This is a genomic window from Terriglobales bacterium (genome assembly GCA_035561515.1).
Taxonomy (GTDB): domain Bacteria; phylum Acidobacteriota; class Terriglobia; order Terriglobales; family Acidobacteriaceae; genus DATMXP01.
Window position 1 is genome coordinate 25,837 of the sequence record DATMXP010000004.1, and the last position, 23,540, is coordinate 49,376.

General features: G+C 56.5%; 18 protein-coding genes and 1 tRNA gene. 11 read left to right on the plus strand and 8 right to left on the minus strand.

Features of this window, described 5'->3' with window-relative positions; translation table 11 throughout:
* Positions 1-12 precede the first annotated feature (12 nt).
* The 4 genes from VN577_00905 to VN577_00920 all read left to right on the plus strand — a co-directional run bounded on the left by VN577_00905 (position 13) and on the right by VN577_00920 (position 3,469).
* Positions 13-1,086 carry a hypothetical protein gene (locus VN577_00905; protein HWR13357.1) on the plus strand — a complete coding sequence of 358 codons (1,074 nt, stop codon included), beginning with the start codon at positions 13-15 and terminating at the stop codon, positions 1,084-1,086.
* A 12-nt stretch (positions 1,087-1,098) separates the two neighbouring features.
* Positions 1,099-1,752, plus strand: coding sequence for a DUF1844 domain-containing protein (locus VN577_00910; protein HWR13358.1), 654 nt, complete (start codon positions 1,099-1,101; stop codon positions 1,750-1,752).
* An 89-nt stretch (positions 1,753-1,841) separates the two neighbouring features.
* Positions 1,842-2,516: an MBL fold metallo-hydrolase gene (locus VN577_00915; GenBank protein ID HWR13359.1), complete on the plus strand. Its 675-nt coding sequence runs from the start codon at positions 1,842-1,844 to the stop codon at positions 2,514-2,516.
* The gene (locus tag VN577_00920; protein HWR13360.1) at positions 2,516-3,469 is read left to right on the plus strand and encodes a bifunctional riboflavin kinase/FAD synthetase; all 954 of its coding nucleotides are present in this window, start codon (positions 2,516-2,518) and stop codon (positions 3,467-3,469) included. The genes VN577_00915 and VN577_00920 overlap by 1 nt, the downstream gene beginning before the upstream one ends.
* Here the strand turns inward: VN577_00920 and VN577_00925 are convergent.
* A complete protein-coding gene (locus VN577_00925; GenBank protein ID HWR13361.1) occupies positions 3,466-4,104 on the minus strand; it encodes an Ig domain-containing protein in 639 nt (212 codons plus the stop codon). The genes VN577_00920 and VN577_00925 overlap by 4 nt on opposite strands.
* A gap of 211 nt (positions 4,105-4,315) precedes the next feature.
* On the opposite strand from VN577_00925, the gene VN577_00930 reads away from it, so the two are divergent.
* Complete coding sequence (locus tag VN577_00930; protein ID HWR13362.1) at positions 4,316-5,440, plus strand: hypothetical protein; 1,125 nt, start codon at positions 4,316-4,318, stop codon at positions 5,438-5,440.
* A 45-nt stretch (positions 5,441-5,485) separates the two neighbouring features.
* Here VN577_00930 and VN577_00935 read toward each other — a convergent pair whose 3' ends face one another.
* The 3 genes from VN577_00935 to VN577_00945 form a co-directional block, all read right to left on the minus strand.
* A complete protein-coding gene (locus tag VN577_00935; protein HWR13363.1) occupies positions 5,486-6,076 on the minus strand; it encodes a hypothetical protein in 591 nt (196 codons plus the stop codon).
* A gap of 36 nt (positions 6,077-6,112) precedes the next feature.
* Entirely contained in the window at positions 6,113-8,005 is a 1,893-nt protein-coding gene (locus VN577_00940; GenBank protein ID HWR13364.1) for an ATP-binding protein, read from the minus strand.
* Between the two features lie 63 nt (positions 8,006-8,068).
* A complete protein-coding gene (locus VN577_00945) occupies positions 8,069-9,463 on the minus strand; it encodes a sigma-54 dependent transcriptional regulator (GenBank protein HWR13365.1) in 1,395 nt (464 codons plus the stop codon).
* 665 nt (positions 9,464-10,128) lie between these two features.
* Here VN577_00945 and VN577_00950 point away from each other — a divergent pair.
* Both VN577_00950 and VN577_00955 read left to right on the plus strand, forming a co-directional pair.
* Positions 10,129-11,694 carry an outer membrane beta-barrel protein gene (locus VN577_00950; GenBank protein ID HWR13366.1) on the plus strand — a complete coding sequence of 522 codons (1,566 nt, stop codon included), beginning with the start codon at positions 10,129-10,131 and terminating at the stop codon, positions 11,692-11,694.
* Positions 11,695-11,806: 112 nt separating this feature from the next.
* Positions 11,807-13,810: a hypothetical protein gene (locus VN577_00955; GenBank protein ID HWR13367.1), complete on the plus strand. Its 2,004-nt coding sequence runs from the start codon at positions 11,807-11,809 to the stop codon at positions 13,808-13,810.
* 1 nt (position 13,811) lies between these two features.
* On the opposite strand, the gene VN577_00960 is transcribed toward VN577_00955, so the two are convergent.
* Both VN577_00960 and VN577_00965 read right to left on the minus strand, forming a co-directional pair.
* Complete coding sequence (locus VN577_00960) at positions 13,812-15,203, minus strand: MBL fold metallo-hydrolase (GenBank protein ID HWR13368.1); 1,392 nt, start codon at positions 15,201-15,203, stop codon at positions 13,812-13,814.
* Between the two features lie 25 nt (positions 15,204-15,228).
* Positions 15,229-15,894, minus strand: a complete 666-nt coding sequence (locus tag VN577_00965) for a hypothetical protein (protein ID HWR13369.1) — start codon at positions 15,892-15,894, stop codon at positions 15,229-15,231.
* Positions 15,895-16,077: 183 nt separating this feature from the next.
* Between VN577_00965 and VN577_00970 the strand changes: the two genes are divergently transcribed.
* Positions 16,078-16,154, plus strand: a tRNA-Val gene (locus tag VN577_00970).
* A gap of 106 nt (positions 16,155-16,260) precedes the next feature.
* Here the strand turns inward: VN577_00970 and VN577_00975 are convergent.
* Entirely contained in the window at positions 16,261-16,659 is a 399-nt protein-coding gene (locus VN577_00975) for a VOC family protein (GenBank protein ID HWR13370.1), read from the minus strand.
* Between the two features lie 62 nt (positions 16,660-16,721).
* On the minus strand, positions 16,722-17,429 hold the full coding sequence (locus tag VN577_00980; protein ID HWR13371.1) for a DUF998 domain-containing protein: 708 nt from the start codon (positions 17,427-17,429) through the stop codon (positions 16,722-16,724).
* Between the two features lie 115 nt (positions 17,430-17,544).
* Between VN577_00980 and VN577_00985 the strand changes: the two genes are divergently transcribed.
* From VN577_00985 to VN577_00995, 3 genes are all read left to right on the plus strand, one after another.
* A complete protein-coding gene (locus VN577_00985; GenBank protein HWR13372.1) occupies positions 17,545-18,444 on the plus strand; it encodes a sigma-70 family RNA polymerase sigma factor in 900 nt (299 codons plus the stop codon).
* Positions 18,445-18,860: 416 nt separating this feature from the next.
* Positions 18,861-20,987: a hypothetical protein gene (locus VN577_00990; protein ID HWR13373.1), complete on the plus strand. Its 2,127-nt coding sequence runs from the start codon at positions 18,861-18,863 to the stop codon at positions 20,985-20,987.
* A 214-nt stretch (positions 20,988-21,201) separates the two neighbouring features.
* Positions 21,202-23,535 (plus strand): glycoside hydrolase family 3 N-terminal domain-containing protein, encoded by a 2,334-nt coding sequence (locus tag VN577_00995; protein HWR13374.1) that lies wholly within the window; start codon positions 21,202-21,204, stop codon positions 23,533-23,535.
* Positions 23,536-23,540: the final 5 nt, after the last annotated feature.

A 23,540-nucleotide genomic window follows, 5' to 3' on the forward strand; every position in this document is an offset into this window, starting at 1 on the left:
GAAGTTTGGGCTATGGACAGAACTCCTCTCTATGAACGGCTGGTTTCAGCCGGGGCACAATTCGGGGAATATTGCGGGGCGGAAACCGCGCGCGGGTTTGGCGATCCTAAGGCCGAATATCGAGCGCTAATCTCCGGTTGCGGCGTTTACGACCTGGGTTGGCGGGCGAAGATCGTGCTGACCGGGGCCGACCGAGTGCGTTGGGCGAACGGCATGGTGACGAACAACGTTCGAGACCTCGCGGAAGGACACGGGAATTACAGCTTTCTGTTGAACGCGCAGGGGCGAATCCAAGGCGACGTGTACGTCTACAACATGGGCGATCACCTGCTTTGCGATACCGAGCGTTGGCAGGCACCAAAGATCCTGGAACTGTTCGACAAGTTCATCATCATGGATGACGTAGAGGTCACGGACGTCAGCGGAAAATTGAGTGGAATTGCGGTGCAGGGGCCGGAGTCACTGAAGGTGCTGCGAGGGCTTGGGCTGACCATAGCCGATGAGGTAGAGCCACTCAAGGTTCAGCAGATGGTGTGGAACGGAATCGGGATCTCAGTGACGCGGATGGCGAGCGAGGTCGCGAAGACGTTTGAGATCTGGCTTACGGGCGAGAATGTTCCAAAGCTTTGGGATGCCCTGGTTGGAACTGGAGCTAGACCTGTCGGCACCGATGCGTTGGAGATGTTCCGAGTGGCTGCAGGTGTGCCGCGGTACGGTCTGGATATCACCGATAAATACATTCCGCAGGAAACGGAGCAGTTTCACGCACTGCACTTTTCCAAGGGTTGCTACCTGGGACAGGAGATCGTGGAGCGAGTCCGCTCGCGAGGGGCCGTACACAGGCACTACATCGGATATCGGATCCATGGTCCGGCACCGACGCCTGGAACCGAAGTGCAGGTCGATGGAAAGAAAGTGGGAGAGATCACCAGTGCGTTGAGCGTTCCCGTTGGCGATGGAGAACGAACGTACGGGTTGGGTTACATCCGCAAGGAACTGGGCGAACCCGGCAGTAAGGTTCAAGTAAATGGGCAGGAGGCGGAAGTGGCAGCTCCGCCTTTCGACGAAGCGCTAAAACAAGGGTGAGAATCGAGAGTTATGGCTGACAAAAAGAACGAGGAATTTACAGTAGCAGACCGCCGGCGGTTTTCGTTTGAGGACGGCGAAATTCATGACAACCCGGAGCGCGCGCAGCGTCCGGAAGAGAAGGCGTCCGAGTCTGCGAAGCCGCTCGAGGCCGCGCCACAGGAAACGAAGAAGGCAGAAATAAAGGAGTTTCCAAAAAAGGAAACGGTGACCGAACCGGAAGCGGCGACTGACACCGCGACCGGTCAGCAGCATCCTCCGCTCAGCGAGGCAGATAAAAAGGCGGGCGACACGGGGTTCGCACAAGCTTCCAAGGCGATCGACGATCAGATCCGTGCGCAACTTGGGCGCAAAGCCGAAGATTTTCAGATGAGCTTCGATCGTTTTGTCGCTTCGCTCTACATGACCGCGCTGATGCAAATGGGGCTGTTACACGAGCAAGGCGGCCAGCCGCGAGTCGATTTGCTCGGAGCACGCCAGACGATCGACACGCTGGTGCTAATCCGCGACAAGACAAAGGGAAATCTGACGCCCCAGGAAGAAAACCTGCTGAGCAACTCGCTGTACGAAGTGCAGATGGCGTACGTGGAGGTTACGAACGCGGTCACGCGACAGGTGCAGCCTGCTCCTCCGGGAGCAGTACCGAATCCGTTCGTCAAGAAATGAAAGCGACACTGACCGTTCTAGGAAGCGGTACGTCGATGGGAGTACCGACGATCGGTTGCACCTGCGCGGTGTGCCGGTCGGAAGATCCCATGGACAAACGCACACGTCCGTCGGTGATGGTCACTTACGGCGACAGAACGGTGGTGATCGATACGACTCCGGATTTCCGGCAGCAGGCGATCCGGGAGGGAATCCGCAAAGTGGACGCGGTGCTGTACACGCACGCGCACGCGGATCACATTCTTGGATTGGATGATCTGCGTCCACTGACGTTCTGGAGTGGAGATATTCCGCTCTATGCAGATGCGGCCACCATGTCGCGGCTGAAAGAGATCTTCGGCTACATATTTTCGGGTGAGTACAGATTCGGCGGATCATCAACGCTGGTTTTGAAGGATCTGGCGGGGGACATCGAGTTGTTCGGCGCCAGCTTTCGTCCGGTGAAGGTGAAACACGGAGACGCAGAGATCCTGGCGTTCCGGTTTGGCTCGGCCGCGTACGTGACAGACTTTTCGGATATCCCTGAAAGTGCAATTCCCATGCTTGAGGGACTCGACCTGCTGTTCCTAGACGCGCTGCGGCACAAGCCGCACCCGACGCATTCGTCGCTTTCCAATTCACTGGCGCTGGTTGAGCGCCTGAAACCGAAACGGGCCTTTTTTACGCATATCTCACATGACCTGCCTCATGCTGAAACGAACGCCGTGCTGCCGGGGAACGTGCGGCTTTCGCATGACGGGTTGAAGCTTGAATTCGAAATCTGATGCAGATATTCCGACACCTTCAGGATGTTCCCAAAGATTTTGGGCCGACGATTGTGAGCGTCGGAAACTTCGACGGTATCCACCGCGCACACCAAGCGGTACTGCACGAGATGCTCACACGGGCACGCGCCGGCGGCATGAAGGCGATGGCGGTGACGTTTGATCCGCATCCAACCAGAATTCTGCGCCCGGATGCGGAACTTAAACTGATCACGCCTTTGCCTGTGAAGCTGAAGCTGTTTGAGAAAACAGGAATCGATGCACTGCTGGTGCTGCCGTTTACTCGCGATCTGTCGATGATGACACCGCAGGAGTTCGTGCGGCAGATCCTAGTCGACGCATTGAACGTTAGAGAAGTACACGAAGGCTATAACTTCCATTTTGGGCACAAGGCTTCCGGAAACGTGGACGTGCTGCGTGAGTTCGGCAGAGAGCATGGATTCAAAGTGTTTGTGTATCCCGAGATGACGCTGCGGGGCGAGAAGGTCTCCAGCACCGAAGTCAGGCGCCTGTTGTGCGAAGGAAACGTCAGCAAAGCGAGGCATCTGCTCGGTCGAGTATTTTCGATTCACTCGAGTCCGGGGCGAGGAAGGGGTTACGGGCATAAGTACACGGTGCCGACTATAAACCTCGTGCCATACGAGGAGTTGATTCCGCGCGACGGCGTGTACATTACACGGTCAAAGATCGGCGATGTGTGCTTCGATTCGGTGACGAATGTCGGGGTGCGTCCGACGTTCGGCCCAGATTCATTTGCGATTGAAAGCCACATGCTGAACTTTCATCCGATCGAACTGATGGCACAGACCCCAGTCGAGTTGATTTATCTGAAGTGGATCAGGCCGGAGATGAAGTTTTCTTCCACTGAGGCACTGCGCGACCAGATCGCAAAAGATGTCCATAAGGCCCGGCGGTTCTTCCACCATCTAAAAACGCGAGAGCAACTGGTCTAGCGGTTCACGTCGACTGTGATTGGACCGTCCGTCTGAAGGCGGACGCGGGTGATGCGCTTCGGCCGGGGTACTTCCGCAACGGCGTCGGCGTGCACGATGTAGTGTCCGTTTGGCAGGGCTGCCGAGAAACGGACTTCCTTCCTCAATGTGGGCACGAGTTGCTGGTGTTCGTAGCCGAGTGTGAAGGCCTTGCCGACTTCATTCACCGCAACTACGACTACGGTGATATCGAATACTTCCCGCGAACCATTGGTGACTTCGACAGAACCAGACAAGGTGTTGGAATTCAGAGCGGGAGCTTTGAGCCAGCGAATGGCGAGGTCGTCAGAGATTTCGATGACGAAATCGCGAACGATGGTTTTTCCCGTTGTGTCAGTGACTGAGACTTTGAAGCGGAATGTGCCGTTCTCGGTGGGGATGCCGGAGAGGGCACCGGAATCATTCTTAAGGCCAATACCGGGCGGGAGGTTTCCCTCTGTCTGAGCCCAGCGGTAAGGCTTGGCACCGCCGGTCATAGAGATCATGGCGGAGTAGGAGCGGTCGACGTTTCCAGAAGGAAGGGCAGTGGTCTGAAACGCAAGCGCCTGAGTCGGCGTCTGCGCCAGCGAAGAGCCGATTACAACAGCAACGAACAAAACCGCGCAACAGAATCGCACCCATTGATTATAGGTGCACTGCAACAAATCGAGGCCCACGCCGTTCGGGGCCGCTTCACTCTGGGTTGATGTCCCTGGGTGTGACTTGTAGCCTTGCGGAGCGCCGCAGTTAGAGCTAGGATGCGGCGCGGTATATGGGAGCGCAGGCGTGAATCCCGCCGCCGTAGCGCTTTTCGGCCTGGAGGGCGTGATGAGATTACAGCGATTGATGCTTCTGATGATTGTGCTTCTGTCTGTGTTTGCGTTGGCGCAGACGAGGATCGTAATTCCCGCGGGCACTCCCGAAGATAAGGCGTTGACTGCGATCGGGCAGGAAGGGGATGCCCAAGCGCGGACGAAGATGCTGGAGGAGTTCGTAGCGAACTTCGCCTCGAACCCGGCAGCCGTGGCGTACGGAAACTGGCAGTTGTCGCAGCAGTTCATGGGCAGCGATGCAACGAAAGCGCTCGATTACGGCGACAAAGCCCTGGCTGCGATGCCGGACGTCATCGATATTCTGCAGTCGCAAACGGACATCGCACAGCAGGCAAAGAACTATTCGAAAGTTGTGGATTACGCGACACGCGCCGCTGTTGTGATCAACGGCATTTCGAAGCAGCCAAAGCCGGAAGGAACGGACGAGGAATCGTGGAAGGGGTCGGTGCAACAGCAACGCCAGCAGGCCCAGCCGACCTACGATTATCTTGCTGCCGCGGCGTACAACGCGATGGGGGCGGAAACCGACCCGAAGAAGCGAGTGGCTGAAATCGAGAAGTTTACGCAGTCATTTACTGGCTCGCCATTGATGGAGAATGCCAATCTGCTGGCGATTGCCAGTTTCCAGGAAATGAATGACCTGGCGAAGATGGCGAGTTTTGGAGAGAAGGCGCTTAAGGCGGATCCGAATAATGCGTCCTTGCTTACGTTGATGGCGAATGCATTTGCAGAAGATCCGAAAGGCGCAGAGTTGACGAAGGCTGATGCCTACGCGAGAAAGGCAATCGAGATCGTTAAGGCCGACACGACGTCGCCGGAAGAGAAGAAACTGGTAACGGAGGGCTTCGCGCACCAGGTGCTTGGATATACATTGCTGCGGCAAGAGAACACTCCGGCAGCGATTGCGGAATTGAAGACCGCCTCGGCGATGCTGAAGAGCGATCCGGCGAAGTACTCGATTACGTTGTATCGCCTCGGGTTCGCTTATGCGAAATCGAACCAGGTGGCGAATGCAAAGCAGGTACTGACGGAGGCCACGGAAGTGGACGGTCCGTTCAAAGAGGCGGCGAAGGAGTTGCTGGGGAAAGTGAACGCAGCCAAGCCGGCGCGGAAGAAGTGAGAATCAGGAAGTGCAATCAAGGGCATTGCCTTACGGGCGATGCCCTTATTTTTTCTTGGTGAGTTCGTCTGACAACAGGTGCGCCTTCAGCGCCAGATTGTAGGCCCGTTCGAAATCGCCATTCCCCATGGCGTTCTGGGCTTCCTTCACGTAAGAACGGATGTGTTGAACCTCTGTCTGTTCGTTGCTGGAGAGGGTGCGGTTAAGTCCGCGCAGGTTCGATTCGGTTGCTTCAATCAATTGTGTGGTGTCGAGCTTCTGGTGAAGCGCTTCGTCGTGCGAAATCGACGCGGCGGTGAGTGGACCAGACTGTTGAGCCGGTGCCGGCGTGTTTTCTACGACGGTTTTCTTTGGTGGAGCAGGAGGCTGTACGACCTTTCGCGCTGGCCGCGGTTTGGGCTTCGGAGGAGTGGCGGTAGCGATGGTGATCTCTTCCGGGGTCGGCAAGGGGCGAGCGGGCTCGGAAGTTATCGGCGGCGGAGGGCCGGGCGACTGAGTAGTGGTTGTGGCCGGCTGAATTGTTGGAGCCTGAGCCTGCGACCGAATATTGGGCTTCTTCTTCCAAAGCTTGCAGCCGGACGAGCCCAGTAATAGGGCAGCGAGCAAGAGGAAAGATGGTGTCCGGCCTAGCTTCATACGTATTTTGTATTCCTTCAACAGTAGTTACGCAACTTACGCTGGTGATACGTCGGCGGAGGCCTCGCTGAAGGCCCGATCGACGTTGGCGATTGCGGGCAAGCGAAGGTGGAATGTTGTGCCGCCGCCATCGCGTGATTCAAATTCGAGCGAGCCGTTATGAAGTTGCAGGACCCGGTAGGTCATGGCCAAGCCGATGCCGCTGCCGCCCTTCTTGGTCGTGAAATAGAGGTTGAAAATCTTGTCCCTGACCTCGGGCGGAATGCCGGGCCCCTGGTCTTTGATGTCTATGCTGACAACATTGTCGTCGCGATAGGCCGCCATGGTGAGACTTCCTCCGCTGGTGCCCATCGCCTGAATGCCATTGAGCACCACGTTGAGCACGGCCTGCTTGATCAAGTCTGCATCGATGCGAACCCAGAGGGGCTCGTTAGCGATTTCGCGGACGAGTTGGATGCCCTGCTGGTTGGCCTGCGGGATAGCAAGGAGCGCGACATCTTCAAGTGTTCGGCGAAGATCAGTTTCGATAAGCCGGAGTTCGACGGGCCGGGAGAAGTCCACAAGCGTTTGAACAACACGGTCGAGACGGCGGATCTCGCTGGCGATGACGTCCATGTGCCTGCGACTGTCTGGTTCGAGATCCGGAAGCTTTTCGCGGAGCACTTCAAGGTGAAGAACGATAGCGTTGATGGGATTCTTGACTTCGTGCGCGACACCGGAGGTGAGGCGTCCGATAGCGGCGAGACGCCGAGAGAGTTCGATTTCGTCCTCGATCTTCTGGACTGACTCGGCGTCACGGATGGTGACAAGGGCTCCGATTCGTTCGCCACGCTCTTCGATGAAATCGAGCGAAACCTGGACACGCCGGCCGTTCTCCGTCTGAAGTTCAGCTTCTTCCAGCGGGTGATGGAGTTGGAAGGCGTCGAGGATCACACGGCCGAGCACGGAAGCGTCATTGAAGATGTCTTCGACAGAACGGCCGAGCATTTCGCTGCGCGGTCTGCCGACAAACCTTTCAGCGGAGGCGCTCACGAGAACGGCCCGCCAGTCACGCGTGAAGAGCATGAGGCCATCTTCAAGATTGGCCATGATCTGATCGAGGTTCTCCTTCAAAGCGGAGAAGACTTCTTTCACATCACGCATCTGGCGACCGAGTTTGTCGATCTTGTTGCTGACCTGGCCATACTCGTCTTTGCGCGTCTCCTGCTTTTCTTCCGGGGCGACGTCAATTTCGCCGGCGGTGAGGCGATCGAGGCGCTGGCCGATTGCTTCGAGAGGCCGAAGCGCAAAATTCGACAATGCTGCGGCCAGCACGAACGATACGAAGATCGCAATACCGGCAAAGGTAAGAGCACGGTTGAACTGAGGTTCCAGTTCGTTCTTCAGAAAAAGCGTTTGCAGGCTGACACGGACTTCGCCGAAGGGAACACCGGCACGCTGAAGGCGAAGGGTGACGTCATAGACCTTGGGTTTGCCATAGACGATCTTCACCTGCTGCCAGAAGGTGGCGTTACGCAGGTTGAGGAATTGTTCACGCTTGGGCAGGGGTTTTCCCTGAAGGTCGCTCAACGAATGCAGGAGCGCATTGCCTTTGATGTCAGCAATCGCCACTTCGTAGACACTCGGCTCGTATCCCACGATGGACTGGATGAGCGAGTTGACGCCGGGGTCTTCCGCAAGGCTGCCTTCAAGGACGCGGCGGACCTCGTCGGGATCCTGTTCATTGACCCGCATATTGCTGAGGTCAACGTCGAGCGAGTCGCGAGAAACCTGGTAAATCTGATGGGCGATGAAGTCGCCTTGTTCGTAGGCTTCCGTGATGCGCTGACGCAGGATCTGAGACAAATAGACGTACGAGAGCACTGAGACCAGGGCGAGCACCATACCGCTGATCGCCAGCACGAGTTTTGTCTTCAGGCGGAGACGCATGGATAGAGAAAGAAGAAGACAGGCGCGCTTACCCCATAATACCGGAGTTTTACCTGCTTTCCGTTAGCTTTCGTTGGAGGCACCGTTCGCGTGCGCCTGGCTGTACTCCTTAAGTTTGTTGTGCAAGGTCTTCAGGCTGATGCCCAGAATCTCCGCGGCTCGAGTCTTGTTGTTGTTCGTAGATTCCAGGGTCTTCATAATCAGAAGACGCTCCGCCTCGCCAACGGTGGTTCCGACACCGAGTCGAACGGCGTTGGCTTCGAGAACCGGAGCTTTGGGTGTGACCTGCCCGAAACCGGGGGGCAGGTGGCGGGTCTCGATTACCGAACCTTCACAGACAATAACGGCGCGCTCGAGGACGTTGCGAAGTTCGCGGACATTGCCGGGCCAGGCATAGCTGGCAAAGGTGTTCATGACCGCTTCACTCACCATGGCGACATTCCGGCCGTGTTTGATATCGATGTCGGCAATGAGCGCTTTCACGAGATCAGCCAAATCTTCCTTGTGCTCTCGAAGAGGCGGCATGTGGATGCTGAAGACGTTAAGGCGGTAATAGAGATCGTTTCGGAGTTCGCCCTTCGCAACGGCCTCTTCGGGAACCTTGTTGGTGGCTGCAATTACGCGCACATCCACAGAAGTTTCCACCTTGCTGCCTAACCGACGGAGTTTGCGATCTTCAAGGACGCGAAGGAGCTTGGCCTGAGTGCCGATGGGCATTTCACCAATTTCGTCCAGAAGAAGGGTCCCGCCTTCCGCTAACTCGAAACATCCAACACGACGCTCGAGTGCGCCCGTAAACGCACCTTTCTCGTGTCCGAAGATTTCACTTTCAATCAAAGTCTCAGGTATCGCGGCGCAATTAATGGCGACGAATGGCTTGTCCTTGCGAGAGCTCTGCTGGTGGATGGTGCGGGCGACCAACTCTTTTCCGGTGCCGCTTTCGCCTGTGATCAGTACCGAGGCAGTGCTGGGGGCAACCATTTCAACGAGACGGAAAACCTCCTGCATCTTCTTTGAAGGTCCAATGAGCGAGCCGAACACCCCGGTGTCGCGCAGCTTACGGCGAGTCGCTTCGAGTTCAACTTCCATTCCGCGCTGCCTTGTCGCATTTTGCAGAATGGTGCGCAGGCGGGTGGGGTTGACGGGCTTTTCGATGAAATCGTAAGCGCCGATCTTCATGGCCTGCACGGCCGTATCCACGCTTCCTTGAGCGGTCAGCACGATCACCGCGACTGGTTGCGATTGCTGAGACAGGCGCTGAAGCAATTCCAGACCATCCATTCGGGGCATCTTGAGGTCGGTGACAACGATGCCGGGGGAGAATGGGCCGACTTTTTCGAGTGCTTCCACTCCGTCGCTGGCGGTTTCGGTGCGGTATCCCCAGGCAGAGATCAACTCAGACATGCCGGAGCGTTCGTTATCTTCGTCCTCAACAATCAGGACCTTCTCTTGTGTCATCACAGCCCTTCAAGTTCCAAAATGCAGCAGCCGTCCGGCTGCGAGACGATTTGGCGCAATCCGAGTACCTCACATTGGATGCGAAAATTCTACCTATAGTAACTTTTCAACCCGACGCGCATGTATAAAAGTGCGACTGAATGTCGGTTGATCGAAGAAACATTGGCGGGAAGGGCATGTCATTCGCCGACCCGGCCCGAATCCCGAAATGGGAATGAAGGCGGATACCAGTGGTTCCGGCCTGCGCGGAGCGGTGTTCTGCGAATCCGGAAGATTCCCGGAGTGGCCAAGCAGAATGCAAGCGCCTGTGGGTTGCATCAATCTTACGGCGTGAGCACATGACCAAAATGCCGGTTCAGCGGGTGTTTCCGAGCTGAATATTTCGGGGCGGCTTGAAGCAGGGGAATCGCTTTTCGAGGAAATTTCCTAATAATCCAATAGAAATAACGGTTCAGTATTCAGTTCAAACCGCCGAAAGGTGCAGTCGGAAGCGGGAAACGGCTTCGCCTGCTTGGATCAGCACGGCAAGAATGAATCCAAACTAATCTTCAAATCACCTTAGCCGGTGCGATACAATTCTCCGGCACGGTCTAAGTATTTCGGCTGTGCCGGATTCCTTTTCTCATTCGCAGTAAAACGTAGTCTTTGATTACCGGAGGATTTACATGTCACTTCGTAAACGCGCTTCTGGCCGAGTACTGTTGGTGCTGGCCATATTTGTAATCGGCTTGATGTCCTCCGCCGTGCTAGCGCAAGAGGCCACTGTTCCCAAAGTGGACATATTTGCAGGGTATTCCTGGTATGACGCAGGAATGCGCGTGAACGGCATGAAGCTGGACAGCAATCCAATCGGGTTCGGAGCCGCCATAACTTATAACGCGAACAAATGGCTCGGCTTGACCTTGGATGGAGCTGGCCATCTTGGCAGCGACAACAATCAGGCCGGAACCGTCATGATCGGTCCGCGGCTTACGTTCCGCGACCAGGAACACTTCCGCCCGTTTATCCATGCACTTGGTGGACTTCACCTGTTGACACTGGATTCGCAAGTGCCCGGCGGCAGCTACAACCACAAGGGAATTGGCTTGAAGTTGGGCGGCGGATTCGATATTCCGATCAACAACCGGTTCAGCTACCGCTTGTTTGAAGCCAACTATCTCTGGTCGCACCACAACCTGTATCCCCAGACGGCAGTTCACGGGAATACCGGTCGCGGCGCGGAACTGAGAACTGGTATCGTGTTCAACTTTGGCGGCGCTCCGCCGCTACCGCCGATGGCGATGAGCTGCTCTGCTGCTCAGCCGGCCTCGGTGTTGGCAGGCGAACCCGTTTCGGTGAGCGCGAACGTTACGAACATTCCGCCGAAGAAGACCCTGACGTATGAGTGGTCAAGCACGGGCGGTAAGGTGAGTGGCAGCGGCACGGGAGCCCAGATCGACACCGCTGGACTTGCGCCGGGAACGTACACGGTAACGGCGAAGGCAATTGATCCGAAGCCGAAGAAGAACCAGGGACCGCTGAGCTGCACGTCGACTTTCACGGTCAACGAGCCGCCGAAGCATCCGCCGACCGCACAGTGCTCGGCTAATCCGACCACGGTTCGTGCAGGCGACACTTCGACTGTCAACGTGACGGCTGGCAATCCTGACAATCGTCCGCTGACCTACAACTACACCGCAACCGCGGGTCGTGTGACCGGAAACAATGCGACGGCGACGTTGGATACGGCCGGCGCGAGCGCAGGTCCAATCCAGGTCACGGCAACAGTGAGCGATGATCGTGGTCTAAGTGCGAATTGCACCGCGTCGGTGAATGTGGAAGTTCCGCCTCCGCCGCCGCAAGCGACCAAGATCAACGAGTGCCAGTTCCCAGACAAGCGGCGTCCGTCCCGCGTGGACAACGCCTGCAAGGCTGTGCTGGATGAAGTCGCTTTGCGTCTGCAACGTGAAGCCGATGCCCGGCTGGTGATCGTGGGACATGGCGATCCGGCGGACAAGAAGAACATGGCACGGTTCTCGGCCGAGCGTGCGATCAATTCCAGGACTTACCTGACGACCGGTGAGGCGAAGCAGGGAATTGACCCAACGCGCATCGAACTGCGGACCGGAGCTGACACTGGCATGACGGCTGAATACTGGCTGGTTCCTGCTGGCGCCAACTTCACGATGGAAGGCACGCAACCGGTTGACGAGGCGAAGTTCGCACCTAAGAAACCGGCAAAGCGCCGCTAACCGAGGTAGTGTTTTCGAGAGCCGGTCGAGTTATCGACCGGCTTTTCGTTTTCGGCTATCCTGAATTGACCATCTCCTCAGGAGTTCGCTTCTGAGAGGCATCGGAGTACACGTGGTCTTTTGCAGGGTCAAATACCGCTTTCTAGCAAACATCGGCCTCTTCCTGCTTTTTGCATTCCTTACAGCGAGTGCCCAGTGGATTTCTCTGGGTCCCAACGGTGGCGACGCACGCAGCCTGGCAGTCGACCCGTCGAATCCGGACAGGGTTTTCCTTGGTACGAGTGCAGGCGAACTGTTCCTGTCGACTGACAGAGGAGCCAGCTGGACCCGGTACGCGCACCTGGGGGAAAACTACGACTACGTGCTGGACCACATCGCTATCGTTCCGAGTGATCCGGCGGTTATGTATGTCAGCGCGTGGAGCATTGAGAACAATGGCGGCGACCTGTTTAAGTCCACTGACCATGGCAGAACGTGGACAGCGATGCCTGCCATGAGAGGGAAATCAATTCGGGCGATGGCATTATCACCGTCAGATTCGCGCGCAATTGCCGTCGGCGCCCTGGACGGCGTCTATCGGAGTCTGGATGGTGGCCAAAACTGGGAGCGGATCTCGCCCGCGAGTAGCGCAGAAATCAAGAACATCGAGTCGATCGCGTTTGATCCGCGCAGCGTGCACACGGTGTATGCGGGTACGTGGCACCTTCCCTGGAAGACGGAAGACGGCGGGCGCACATGGGAGAACATCAAGCAAGGCATCATTGATGACTCGGATGTGTTCTCGATCATCGTGGACCAGAAGAATCCGTCCGTGGTGTACGTGAGTGCCTGCTCGGGAATTTATAAGAGCGAGACCGCGGGAGCGCAGTTCAAGAAAGTGCAAGGGATTCCGTTCTCCGCGCGCCGTACGCGAGTTCTGCACCAGGATCCCACGAACAGTGCGGTTGTGTACGCCGGAACTACCGACGGATTATGGAAGACGGTTGATTCGGGGCAAACATGGGCTCGGGTAAGCGGGGCAAATCTCATTATCAACGATGTGCTGGTGGATCCCCGTGACCCGAACGCGGTTCTGCTGGCAACAGACAGAAGTGGGGTGTTGATGAGCCGCGATGGAGGCAACAGCTTCGCGGACTCGAACCGCGGATTTTCGCATCGCCAGGTGACTGCCGTGGTCGTGGACAGGGATGACCCGGAACGAATCTACGCCGCGATGATCAACAACCGGGAGTACGGAGGCGTTTACCAGTCCAGGGACAGTGGACGGACTTGGTCGGCGTGGAATTTCGGCTTGGGGGCCAGAGACATTTTCAGCCTTGATCAGTCTGACGACGGCACGATTGTTGCCGGAACGAACCAGGGGGTCTTCAGCCTGAAGAAGGACACAGGCAAGTGGAACCCGATCAACCTGGTTCTTCGCGAGAAGACAACGACCATACCAGTGAAACCGCGGAAGAAAGGCGCGCCCAAGACGCGGATTAAGCGCGAGTGGATCAAAAGCGCCATCACAGGGCGTGCCGCGCAGGTACGCGTCGGGAACGGAACGTGGTTCGCTGCGACGGCACAAGGGCTGTTTAAATCGAAAGACTCTGGAGCAAGTTGGACCGGTGGCGCAGTTCTGGGACAGGCGCAATTCGTCGCCGTCGATACAGACGGCAAAAAGGTACTGGCCGCAAGTCCAGTGGCGGTTCTGCTATCCGATGATTTGGGGGAGAGTTGGAAGCAGTTGGAATTGCCGCCGTTTGTAAGCCGGATTTTCAATGTCGCAGTCGGGCCGAACGGTGACCTCTGGATTGTCACGCACATGGGGACTTTCCGGAGCAGGAATACGGGAGGCAGTTGGGAACATATCTCGGCGGGGTATCCGCCAACGAAGTTCTCTTACGTCAGGTACGATCGCGCGGGTGCGCGGTTAATCGGAGTAGCGGGCGCTCGTAACCGCGTTTACCAGAGCTTTGATGGTGGAGATACGTGGTCACTGCAAGCGGACGCTGTCTACCCGATTCGGAATCTGTCGGTGGCGCAAGGACGAATTCTTGCCGTCACGGACTTCAGTGGCGTGATTTCACAGACAGGGCAGCGACAGAGTTCGGCGTCGGGCGGCGGGTCGCGTTAATTCAACTTGCCGCGGCGGCAGTGGAAATGGGCAGGTTTTGTTTCTCCCAGGCATCGAAGCCGCCGATCACGTCCACTACCTCGGAGAATCCAGCCTTCTTCAGCAAACTTGCAGCAATCATGCTGCGATAACCCGATTTGCAATGAACGGCGACGGGTTTCGTGGGGTCGAGTTCCGGCAGTCCTGAGTAAAAGAGATCGAGCGGGCGGAAGTACGCCACGTCGAGGTGGCCGGAATCCCATTCTCCCTGTCTGCGGACATCAAGAACCTGAACGTCGCCAGATCGTATGGCGGAACTGAGCTCCGACGGTGAGATGCGTCCAATGGTGGAAGTGCTCAGACCCGAAGCCGTCCAGGTGGCGAGCCCTCCTTCCAGGTATCCCGTCATAGTTTCGATACCGACCCGTGCGAGGCGAATGCGAGCCTCGTTTACCTGGTCGACGCTCTGGGCAAGCAGCACGATGGGAGTATCGAGGCCAAGAATGGTGGCTGCCCAACTGGCGAACTGCCCTGAAAGTCCGATGTTAATGGAGCCCGGAACGTAAGCGGCTGCGAAATCCGCGCTTTCACGAACGTCCAAAACGACAGCCGAATCGTCTTCGATGATTTGCTGAAGTTCCGAAGCGTTCAGGGATCGAAGCGGAGGTAAGTCGTTCAGTGGCGGAGCTCCTTCGCGATTGATCTCTGCGTCGTGTGCGAAGTATTCCGGCCGTACCGGTAAGTTGGTCGTCAACTGTTGGATGAATTCTTCCTTCGTCCTGATCTGGAGCGCATAGTTTGTCAGGCGCTCGGTGCCGATGGTCGAGTAACGCTCAGCCCTCATATTCCGGCCGCAGAGTGAACCTGCGCCGTGTGCGGGGTAGACAAGGACTTCATCGGGCAATGTGAGTAATTTCTGGTGAAGGCTGTCGAAGAGCATTCCGGCGAGTTGCTGTGGTGTGTGCGTCGGCGAAAGATCAGGACGGCCCACATCACCGATGAACAGCGTGTCCCCGGTCAGAACGGCCCACGGGTTCACACTCTTTTCAGGGTCGATGACAAGCAGGCAAATACTTTCCGGTGTGTGGCCAGGCGTCGCCAGAGTGCGGATATGACAATTTCCAAACTGGAGTTCAAATCCATCATCCACAGGTACATGCGGAAAGCGCGCGCCAGCTAAACGGCTCAGGTAAACCTGTGCTCCCGTGCGAGCCGCCAGTTCGCGATGCCCTGAGACGAAATCAGCGTGAAGATGGGTTTCGAAAATGTGCTTGATCTGAAATCCACGTTCGTCGGCTGCGCGGAGGTAAATTTCGACGTCCCGCTGGGGGTCCACGATGATCGCGGTTCCTTCCGACGCCAACATGTAAGAGGCGTGAGCCAGACACCCGAGGTAGAACTGCTGGAAATACATGATTCCCACCCCACAAGAAATCGACTTATCTCTTCTTCAAAGTGCGCCAAATATCGGGCCAGAATTCCTTCACGACATTGAAGCCAGCGCGGGTACCGATGACAATGCCCGCGCGGCTGAAGACCAGACCCACACCACGTTGCTCGTCCGGATAGTATGCGTTGGACAGGCCGCCGGCAGCAATGGCGCCCATCCAGAGCGCAGCGTTCGGCACCGGTCGCCGATGATCATTGCGAGTGACGAAGACCCTCGTGATTGAATACAGGGTGCGTGATGAAGCGGAGCCGGTTTCCTTTCTGAAGTAGCGAGGATCGGTGCGCAAGACAGAAGGGAAGACGAAGGTTCCGAAAAACTCCATTGAGGTTTGATCCGCCAATGCGGCTCCGAAGCGTTTGCCGTAGCCTTCCGCCCCCTGACCGTAGGCAGGAAACTTGTCGCGAGCCTGGGAAACTCCGGCCTTTGCACCTGCGGCCACGATCTGAAATGGATTGGTTGAATTGTCGGCAAATAAGAGAAATTTCTGGCTGGTCGAGAGCGGTGCGTCGCTGCTTGAAGAAGCTACGGGAATAAACGAAAACCGTCGCTTCTGTTTCGCTTCCACCTGCGGAGTGGGTGCGTCAGGGAGGGGGTTCTCCTGGGCGTGCGAGGGCGCCATTACGCAGAGAAGCAGCAGGAAAATCATCGCTTTCAATTTGAACTCCCCGAGTTGGATAAGGGTACACGTGAGTATCCGTGCGCGCAATCGAGGCGAGTCGTCTCCCGGATTGGAAGCGGAAACGACGGATGTTCCGTTCGTAATACTGGCGACTGTGCCGGGGTTGCCGGAGATGGGGAATACGCATAGAATAGGAAAACAATCTGCGTAGTAAGAAGTAGGCGCGTAGCTCAGTTGGTTAGAGCGCTACCTTGACACGGTAGAGGTCAGGAGTTCGAGTCTCCTCGTGCCTACCATTTCTTTTGTATGACTTAGGGGACTAAACGCCACTTTGTCAGCTTGCAATCCCGTAGCTCCAGCCCCCGTCAGTTACTCGCATTCCCGACGCTTCAAGACAAAAAGCTAACGCTTCGGTGCCTCGTGCAATTCGATTGGATTGCCATCCGGGTCATCCAGCAGGATTTGTCGGCCTCCCGGGCCGGACTCGACTGCACTGCGAAACGATGTATGGGCTTTCTTGAGTGCGTTGATGGAAGCGTCCAGTTCATCCACGTACAGCACAATACGATTCCAACCGCCGGAATGTTGCTGGGTTCCGTCGGGCATAGGGCGGTTGCCGGACGCGCCGGGGCCGCTCAAGAGAAGGTGAAGGTTGCCGCGCGCGATGATGAACACGGGGCCTCCGCGCTGGATAGGATGGAATCCGAGTTGGTCTGTGTAGAACTTCAGAGATCGCTCCAGGTCGGAAACCTGATAACGGACAATGGCGGTGTTGTTGTCAGGCGTGAATCGAATGCTCATTTTCGAACCTCATCTAGGGACGCGAAGCGCGAGAGTTTGGATAGCCAACTTAAATCGTCAAATCACTGACCGGGCTGGAGGTTCCACCGCACGCGCTCTGGGGCAGTATCGTGCCGTTCCGTCCGTCGGTACAGATGAAATGCAATCGCTGTCACCCAGACCCACATCGCAATCCCGGGTACAAGAAATGCAAGATTCTTGGTGGAAGTATCGGCTCCGGCGATCGCGACGAGCGCAAATGCGGCGAGCGAAATTGGGACGGCTACCCAGGAAAACCAGACCCACTTGCGGAGTCCGTGGGCGGCGAACCACCGTGCGATCACAAGACTTGCGGCGACAAGCGCAATAGAACTAAGCGAGCGGGATGCCATCTGGAGGAGCCCGTGCCAGGTCGTTGTATGGGACAGCGTGCCGGGTGGAAAGCCGATCACCGGGTCTGCGGGGAAGACTCCGCTGCTGATGTAGGCGATTCCATATAGCACAAACAGCCGTGAGCCCCATAGCCCACCGAGGTCACGTGGTAGCATTCGGCGGACGCCGACTGCAAAGAGCACCATCAACACGCCCGCGATAATGTAATTCGCCTGGTGAATCCAGCCGAGATCGCCGGTTGTTAGCAGGTTATAACGGTGGATTCTTGGATCGAAGCCCTCGCGCGTGACTGCCTGGATGGCTGTGACCGCAATATAGAGTGGACCCGCAAGGAACCCGCAGGCGAGTAATGCCCCGGTATTTCTTGACACGGATTTGTATATGTTTTGCTGGAGCATCCCATTTCTCCTTAACGTCGTATGTAAAGCATCGAGCCCCGACCCGAAGATGTTTGTTACCTTGGGCTGGGATCATTCGTCAGGTGTATGACGGAGCAGGAGGCGCGAACGTAACATGGACCAGCACGGGTGGCTGAGCGAGCAATTTGAAGAGAACCGGTCACGGCTGCGTGGATTGGCGTACCGGATGCTCGGCTCTCTACCCGAAGCCGAGGACGCTGTCCAGGAAGCGTGGCTGCGTCTGAACCGCGTCGATGCGGGCTCTGTTGAGAATCTGGGCGGCTGGTTGACGACTGTAGTTTCGCGCGTGTGTCTGGACATGCTGCGCTCACGAAAATCGCGGCGTGAAGATCCGATCGAAGGACAGGCGATTGAGCCGAGTACCCTTCGCGGGAAAGGCGAGGATCCTGAAAGTGAAGCCGTGCTGGCGGATTCAGTTGGGGTGGCGTTGCTTGTGGTGCTAAATACACTGTCGCCTGCCGAGCGGCTTGTCTTTGTTTTGCACGATCTGTTCGCCATACCGTTCGACGAGATAGCGGCCATCATGGGACGTTCACCGGCGGCGGCGAAACAGCTCGCGAGCCGAGCGCGCCGGCGGGTGCAGGGATCGCCAGCGCCGTCGGACGCAGACCGGGTTCGGCAGCGGAAAGTGGTGGACGCATTTTTGAGGGCAGCCCGTTCAGGCGACCTCGAAGGCCTACTCGCGGTGCTCGATCCGGACGCTGCCATTCGTATCGATGGCGCAGCGCGTATGGCCGGCGGGGCACCCGATGCCGCCGACACTCCGCGTGAACTCAGAGGTGCTTCGACGTGGGCAAGGCAGTTTATCGCCCTCTCCCGAGGGCTGCCGGCAGTACACGCGGCGCTCATCGATGGATCAGTGGGACTGATTTTGGCGACGGGAGGCAAATTGTCTCGCGCTTTGACCTTCAACTTCAGGAACGACAAGGTTACGCGCATCGAAGTGATTGCAGAGCCAGGCCGGCTTCGCGAACTCGACATCGCAGTGCTCTAGTCGGTATAGATGCAGCAACTAGCTTTATTTTCAACGCCGGCGCTGCAAACAACATCGTGAAATCACAGTAAATCCAGAGCCGGGACCGGGCATACCGCGATCACCGGTCACAGGATTTTTCTTGTTACCTGATTGACATAATCGATTTAGGTAGGCTAGAGTTCGTGCGCTCAAGAGTTAGTTGTCCTCTCAAACTAACACTGAGCGCGTCCGAATTCGCAGGCCAGACCAGATAAACGTAACCAACCGATTCAACTGTGCAGGAAAAGCGGTGACGAATTCCGCGGGCCTTCAGTTGCAAGATCGAATTCATTCAGGCTTCGAATAACAAAAGACCGCAATAATCCGGTAACCGCAACAGGAAACGAATTCAGTCCGCAGTTCCGATGAACTGAGTGAAAACACGAGGAGCGGTTATGAATTTCGCTAAAACAGCCAAATGGGCGATGCGAGCCATTTTGATGGCTTTTTTACTAACGACGATTACGGGAGTTGCACAGGTGTGCACGGGCATCCCTGATTTTCCTGACAACACTGTGACTGCTACTCAAGACCGTGATCACATGATGTGCCAACTCGGCGTTGCGTTCCCGGTGCTTCCAGTCAGGCAGGGAACAGCTTGGCCTTGGAACGATCCAACAGCTCCTACGAACGCATGGCCTAGAAATCAGGCGGCGCCAGAGGGCAACTGGACTGACGCCCAGGGGCACACAGTCGTACGCACGGCGTGGGGCAACTGGCATACATACGACTCCGAACCACAATTCAACCCGCCTGCTGACGTTCATTATCCTGATGTCGCCGCGACGTATAAGGGCGGGGCGATGACCGGAGTTGGCGATTATGGACCGGGATCGAATCCGCGGTATCCAGACATCGAATTGCTGGAGATGAAGGATGGTACGCCAGTGAGCGTCCGCGAGGATTGGTGGATGAAACGGCGTCCGGAGATTTTCAATTTTGTTCAGCAGCAGCTGTACGGAACGACTCTGCTTGATTTCAAACCGAATATCACCTGGTCTGTTGTGCCTGCGAATCCAGCGAGCGGCACACAAAACGGTAGCGATGGACAGCCTTATGCGTACACCGCGAAGGTGATCACAGGCACGATCGATACCTCGAGTTATCCAGCCCTTCGCCACATTCCAAGAATTACCGCAACCTGTCGGCTGCCATCGGCGACAATCGGAACCAAAGTGCCAGTTGTGGTTGTTTTCGGTGGCGCTACCGCCTTCCAGTACACCGCTCCTTATGGGTACGGTGTCTGCGGTTTGTCTCAAACGCAGATTCAGCCTGACAACGGAAATCAAGGCGCATTGTCGAGCTATCTGATTGGATTGAAGAACCAGGGCAATTGGAGAAAGCCTGACGATCCCGGCGCACTGGTTGCATGGGCGTGGGGCGTCAGCAGGCTCATCGACTACTTCGAAACCGATCCTGATATCGACGGTGACAAAGTTGGAGTTGAAGGCCATTCTCGCAACGGCAAAGCTACTCTTGTGGCTGCAGCATACGATCAGCGTGTCGTTGCTGCTTACCCAAGCTGCGGGGGTTCGCTGGGCACTTCCTGGGCGCGCCGTGCATACGGTGAGACACTCGACTTCGTTTCCAGTTCATCGAGTGAATATCACTGGGTCACGGGTAACATCATGAAATATGCAGGGCCGATTAATCCTTATGGCCCTCGAGAGAACCAGTTTCCGCGTAAGGTCCAGAACCTCGATGTGGACACGCACTCCATGATGTCGCTGATTGCTCCTCGTGCGGTGTTCACGAACGGCGGCACGGACAATAGCAACGGAAACGGTGATGCGTGGCAGGATCCGCGTGGCATGTATCTGGCCGGCGCTGTTTCCGGCCCGGTTTGGGAATTCCTTGGATGGCCTGGACAGATCATTCCTGAGGGAACTCTGTTCACGACATCAACCGGGTATGTTTACCCGGCGACGTGCGCGAACAACACCACTTCGGGACGAAGCGTGTGCGATCCCTCGGCTGAATCAGTGGGCGGAACTCCACCGTTCGATGTTCCGTTCATTGAAGGCACAGTGGGATATCGCCGGCACAAGGAAGGTCACACGGATGCTCCTGACTGGCCGAGCTTTGCGCTATTTGCAAACCGGTACTTCAAGGATGCCCGTCCGGTAGTCACAGCTGACCAGAGCTTCGTCCTCGGAAACGGTCCGATGAATGTGGTCGGTACGGTTGCTGCAACCGATGCTGATGCCGGGGACACTCTTAAAAACTGGCAGGTGAAGGGCGGAAGCGGTGCTTACACATTCGTCATCGACTCGGACTCGGGGCAGATCACGATCGCGAATGCTTCCGCGATCGACTTTTTCAGCACCCCGAGCTATTCGCTTACAGTGATGGTGGGAGACGGGAAGCTACCGAGCCACGATCAGACGGTAACGATTGCGATCCCGACGAAGGTTACGATCTGTCACAAGCCGGGCAAGATCAGCAATACTCTGTCGATTTTGAAGACGTCGGTACCTGATCATCTTGCGCATGGAGATGCGATCGGATCTTGCACTAACTAATGTGCAATTACTCACTGCGAGAGGGCTGGCCAAGTGTCAGCCCTCTTTTCTTTTGGTACGGTTTTTCACGACGTACTTGCGAATGATGTCCTCCTGAAGATGTTGCTCCCGAGACTTCGAGAGTGTGATATAGTTCACCGCTCAAACTAAGTACAGCACAAAACTTGCTGCAAATTTCTCGAGAGTTCATAGTTCTTTGCCGAAGGACGCCATTGTGAGAACTACTGCGAAGCCATTATCTAAACCTGCAAAGCCGAAGAAGACATCCGATCCCGCATATAAAAATCCGAAACTGTCCGCATCACAGCGCGTGAAAGACCTGCTCTCCCGCATGACGGTGGAAGAGAAGGCTGCCCAGATGATCTGCTACTGGCTGAAGAAAGCAGAGACTCTGGTGGACGCCGAGGGGAACTTCGATCCCAAAAAGGCAAAAGCCGCCTTTAAAGCTGGGCACGGGCTGGGCCAGGTAGGCCGTCCGAGCGACGCGGGTAAAGGCAAGAATGCTCGCAGCATGGCGGAACTTACGAACGCGATCCAGAAGTTCTTTCTCGAGAACAGCCGGCTTGGAATTCCCGTGATTTTTCATGAGGAGTGCCTGCACGGGCATGCGGCAGTGGACGGAACGAGCTTTCCGCAGCCGATCGGATTGGGCGCGACCTTCAATCCGCAACTGGTGGAAGATCTGTTCGCCATGACGGCGGAAGAGGCCCGGCTGCGCGGCACACACCAGGCGCTGACACCGGTGGTGGACGTTGCGCGAGATCCGAGGTGGGGCCGGGTGGAAGAGACGTATGGCGAAGATCCCTACCTGGTTTCGCGGTTGGGAATCGCCGCGGTGAAGGGCTTCCAGGGCGATGCCAAGTTCAACAACAAGAATCGAGTAATCGCGACATTGAAGCATTTCGCGGGGCACGGGCAGCCTGAGTCAGGCATGAATTGTGCGCCGGCGAACGTGTCGATGAGAGTACTGCGTGAAACCTTCTTGTACACATTCAAGGAGGCGCTCGATAAAGCAGGCGCCATCAGCGTGATGGCTTCTTACAACGAGATTGACGGCATCCCATCGCACGCAAACAAGTGGCTTCTGCAAGATGTACTTCGGAAGGAGTGGGGCTTCAAAGGTTTTGTTGTATCCGATTACTACGCCATCTGGGAGATGACCTATCGGCCCGACACGCACGGACACTTCGTGGCGAAGGACAAGAAAGAAGCGTGCAAGCTCGCAGTTGAAGCGGGAGTAAATATCGAGTTGCCGGATCCCGACTGCTATCTGCACCTGATCGAGTTGGTGAAGAAGGGCGTGCTGAAGGAATCGCAACTCGATGATCTGGTTGCACCGATGCTGCTCTGGAAGTTCCAAATGGGATTGTTTGAAGATCCGTACGTGGATCCGGATGAGGCGGACCGGGTGGTGGGATCGGAGCCGAATCGAAAACTGGCACTCCAGGCTGCACGAGAAACGATCACCCTGTTGAAGAACGATGGCAACGTCGCTCCATTGAATCTGGACAAGCTCAAAACAATTGCTGTGATAGGGCCCAATGCGAACCGCACCTTGCTAGGCGGGTATAGCGGGGTTCCAAAGCAGGAAGTGACAGTTCTGGAAGGGATCAAAGCGTGCGTAGGGAACAAGGCACAGGTTCTCTACAGCGAAGGGTGCAAGATCACGCGTGGCGGCTCATGGAACCAGGATGACGTGGTTCCGAGCGATCCGGAAGAGGACCGTAAGCAAATTGCCGAAGCCGTCGACGTGGCGAAGAAGTCCGACGTGATCGTGCTGGCGATTGGTGGAAACGAGCAGACTTCGCGGGAAGCGTGGTCACTGAAGCATATGGGCGACCGCACGAACCTGGACCTGATTGGAAGGCAGGACGAGTTGGTGAAGGCGATGGTCGAGACAGGGAAGCCCGTCATCGTGTTTTTGTTTCATGGGCGTCCGAACTCGATCAATTACATCAGTCAGAATGTGCCCGCGATATTCGAGTGCTGGTACCTAGGACAAGAATGCGGCACCGCAGTGGCGGAGGTGCTGTTTGGAGATTTCAACCCGGGAGGAAAGTTGCCGATCAGCGTCCCGCGTTCTGCTGGGCATCTGCCGGTCTTCTACAACTACAAGCCGTCTGCGCGGCGAGGCTACCTGTTCGATGACGTCACGCCTTTATATCCGTTCGGGTACGGGCTGAGCTATACAACATTCGAATTGAAGAACGTGAGACTGGCGAAGAAGAGGATTGCCAAAGACGGCTCAACCCGAGTGGCGGTGGACGTAACAAACACCGGTAAGCACGAGGGAACAGAAGTGGTACAGATGTACATCCGAGACATCGTCAGCTCCGTCACCAGGCCTGTTAAGGAACTGAAAGGTTTTGCAAAGATCTCATTGAAGCCGGGCGAAACGAAAACTGTGGACTTGGACATCACGCCGGAACTGCTTAAGTTCTGGGACGTGAATATGAAGTACGTGGTCGAACCCGGAGAATTTGAAGTCATGGTCGGAACGTCGTCACGCGATCAGGACCTCCAAAAGGTAGTCCTGCAGGTGATCTAAGAAAT